This is a genomic window from Okeania sp. SIO2F4 (assembly GCF_010672385.1).
Classification (GTDB): domain Bacteria; phylum Cyanobacteriota; class Cyanobacteriia; order Cyanobacteriales; family Microcoleaceae; genus Trichodesmium.
Genome location: NZ_JAAHGT010001092.1, coordinates 1 through 2,927 on the forward strand (window position 1 = coordinate 1; position 2,927 = coordinate 2,927).

The 2,927-nt window shown below is 34.3% G+C and carries 5 protein-coding genes and 1 pseudogene; 5 read left to right on the plus strand and 1 reads right to left on the minus strand.

Going from position 1 to position 2,927, the window contains the following annotated elements:
• The 4 genes and pseudogenes from F6K22_RS37430 to F6K22_RS37445 form a co-directional block, all read left to right on the plus strand.
• A pseudogene (locus F6K22_RS37430) lies at nucleotides 1-182 on the plus strand (PspA/IM30 family protein); the annotation flags it as partial.
• A gap of 880 nt (nucleotides 183-1,062) precedes the next feature.
• Complete coding sequence (locus F6K22_RS37435) at nucleotides 1,063-1,323, plus strand: hypothetical protein (RefSeq protein ID WP_293109852.1); 261 nt, start codon at nucleotides 1,063-1,065, stop codon at nucleotides 1,321-1,323.
• 202 nt (nucleotides 1,324-1,525) lie between these two features.
• On the plus strand, nucleotides 1,526-1,843 hold the full coding sequence (gene grxC / locus F6K22_RS37440) for a glutaredoxin 3 (protein ID WP_293109854.1): 318 nt from the start codon (nucleotides 1,526-1,528) through the stop codon (nucleotides 1,841-1,843).
• A 330-nt stretch (nucleotides 1,844-2,173) separates the two neighbouring features.
• Entirely contained in the window at nucleotides 2,174-2,314 is a 141-nt protein-coding gene (locus F6K22_RS37445) for a hypothetical protein (RefSeq protein WP_293109856.1), read from the plus strand.
• Between the two features lie 193 nt (nucleotides 2,315-2,507).
• On the opposite strand, the gene F6K22_RS37450 is transcribed toward F6K22_RS37445, so the two are convergent.
• On the minus strand, nucleotides 2,508-2,645 hold the full coding sequence (locus F6K22_RS37450) for a hypothetical protein (RefSeq protein ID WP_293109858.1): 138 nt from the start codon (nucleotides 2,643-2,645) through the stop codon (nucleotides 2,508-2,510).
• Nucleotides 2,646-2,696: 51 nt separating this feature from the next.
• Between F6K22_RS37450 and F6K22_RS37455 the strand changes: the two genes are divergently transcribed.
• Nucleotides 2,697-2,876 carry a hypothetical protein gene (locus F6K22_RS37455; RefSeq protein WP_293109860.1) on the plus strand — a complete coding sequence of 60 codons (180 nt, stop codon included), beginning with the start codon at nucleotides 2,697-2,699 and terminating at the stop codon, nucleotides 2,874-2,876.
• Nucleotides 2,877-2,927: the final 51 nt, after the last annotated feature.

Consider the following 2,927-nt stretch of genomic DNA (forward strand, 5'->3'; position numbering starts at 1 on the left):
TGGATTTCCGAAAGTTGGAAGCTAGTAGTGATGTTGATGATGAGTTGGCAGCGATGAAGGCACAACTTACAGGTGGTTCAGTAGGTCAGAGTCAATTACCAGCTTCTAATCAAGGTTCAGCAGAAAAATCAGAGGTTGATGATGAACTGGAGGATTTGCGTAAACAACTTGACAAAATGTAAACTTTAGTTTTGTATAAATTCTGATCTTTCAGCAATACTTTTAAGTTTGATAGATATTTAGCTCTCTCCGGGAGAAATCCCACGTCTGTTTCGCTGCGCGACATGAAAAGCCTTTCTTTAGCTGCGCAAGATGAAAAGCACAACCTTTACAGGAAACAAGAGGCAAATAGCTTCAACGTGGGATTAATCCTGGTCTGAATTCTGATATAGCTTGATTTTCTATCTACATTCTTCTTTAATATCATTTTCGGTTAAATACTTATAAATAATAAGTAGGTGCATGTAAAAAAAAATCAAACCAATAACCATATGTCAGGTGAAGTAATAAAAATTGTTTAATCTCTGCTTCATTTTACCTATTCACTGTTCTTTGTTCCCGATCAATGATTATTTTATATTTAATTTGACTTACCTGCTGAGGTAATAGGAGAGTAGGGAAAGTGATAAGAATTGTTCTCAATATTGAAAGAAGGTTTTTTATAAATAACTATCCGAACTTGATAGCACAGAAAATATAGTTAAATTAAGACAGTAATAAAGCTAGGAATGAAATAATAACTATTCCACAAGAAAAACTTTTGTTGTAAGTTTTTCTCAACTATAAAGCTAACTCACATATTTCTACTTGAAACACTTTTGAGAGAGTGAACCAAATTTAGCTAATGCTCCTCAAGTTAAATAGAAGTAAATTAATTATAGACTATACTTCTAAATTGCTATTAAATTTAACTTAAACTAATTGATCCCAATTAGGGATGATTCATAAGATTAAAATACTTCATGGCGTGAACAGATTTTCATATATAATTACTGATTGATATATGATTAAATAATTTTTATTTACCTTCTTAATTAATCAAAAATATTTATCAACTTAACTATGTCTAATTTGCGCTGGCTAATTCTTAGTTCTGCTGCCTCTGGAGCTGGTCTTCTTTCCATTGTATTTTTAATTATTACTTTCTTCCATAAATTTACTTTAGCAAGTTTTTTATTTCTATTTTTAGTCTTAGCTTTTTTTATAGTAAATGTAGTATTTACTGCTCATTATTTTTCTAAGATTTCTAGGGAGTTATACATCAGAAAGAAAATGCAAACACAAATGAAAATGAGGGCAAAACCTACAAGATATAGATACTAAATCTTCAGGCAATAAATAATTTAAGAAAATAGTCTAGTACAAAATATCTATATAAATTTTCAGCATCTAAGATACTTTTTGCCAAGTTATCAAATTAACAATAAAGATTGAAACTGAGGTAAGTCTATTCCCGTTTGGCTTAAAAATACGTTATAAATTATCTAAATTGCCTGATTTATTACTACTTAATTGATTACTAAAAATGCTTGATTTTCTCAACCCTATTCTAGGTCGTCATCCAGAACGGATCAAAGCGAAGGTCGAAATTTATACTTGGCAAACTTGCCCATATTGTATTAGAGCAAAACTTTTACTCTGGTGGAAAGGTGTTAACTACACCGAATACAAAATAGATGGCAATGAAACTGCCAGAAATAGTATGACTGAACGTGCTAATGGAAGTCGTACTGTGCCACAGATTTTTATTAACGATCAACATATTGGTGGCTGTGATGATATTTATGCTTTGGATAGCAAAGGCCAATTAGAACCTTTATTGATTGATACACTCCCAAACTAAATCAAAGATTTATCTCAAGGTTGCCTGAAGATCCGCGCTCCCCTGACCGTAGAGTAGAGGGATTAGGAAAACCAATCAATGTTGCTGTTCTTAAATAGTATTCTATCCTCAATTAAATAAGGCTCCTGGGCTAGCAGTGTCAGATTCAGTCGCTCATGGCGGAGACCCCAACACCGCGCTGGCAAGTATTTAGACCGAAAAGAGGTTTTGTCTTGGAGGCAGGTGCTATGTTCGCGGAGCGACTCTGCAAGGGGCAGGAGAAAACCTCTATCAGTGATGTTAGGGAATCCCGCAATGGCCTTGTAAGCGCAACGTCGGGAGGATGTCAAAGTGTGGGATTCTCAGCAAAATAGAAAAATTGACGAGGAGGAAGTTATTGGACTTTGGACAAAAAGAGAAATAGTTAGTGTAATTATTACCCTAACTAGACTAGAGAAATATTTCTCTGTCTCCAGTGAATTTAATCACTGAAAAATGGCAATAATTAAGAGTTGTCGCCCACTACTAAGAAACTTTTCGTTATTTTTGGGATTTTTTGTGGCCTTTGATGATAACAACTTGAGGAGTTCGCTCAAGTTGTTTTATATCCTTTAATCGGTCCGGTAGAATCACCTCGATGTTTGGGAGATGTGGTCATTGTACCCAAACTCGAAATTATTCGCTCTTATTCTCTTTGAACTAAACTGGGAGTGATTTTAACTGATTTATTAGTCTTTAAATAATGTTCCCAAGGAGGGGGTAAAACAAAGGCTAAATTTCTAGCTGCCCATAAATTAACATCAGCAATAAGTGTTAATTTCAACCAATTTTCTTCATGTTCGACATTACTGTGTTGAATCAGCTGTGATCAACAATGTTTGTTTTCCAAATCGAAACAAATGTTCCATGTCATAACCCTGTCGATCAGACTCATAGCAATCAATTAGACTCAACTCTTGATATAGGTGAACCAATAGTGATTAACCACATGGGTTTCCAAATCCTATTACCAACTTCATCAGTAATAGTAATTCGTAGTCAGGTAAAAGGATGATGGTTCATTTTATCGGTTTTAGTGCCTTTCATTAACATCTGCTTCCCACCG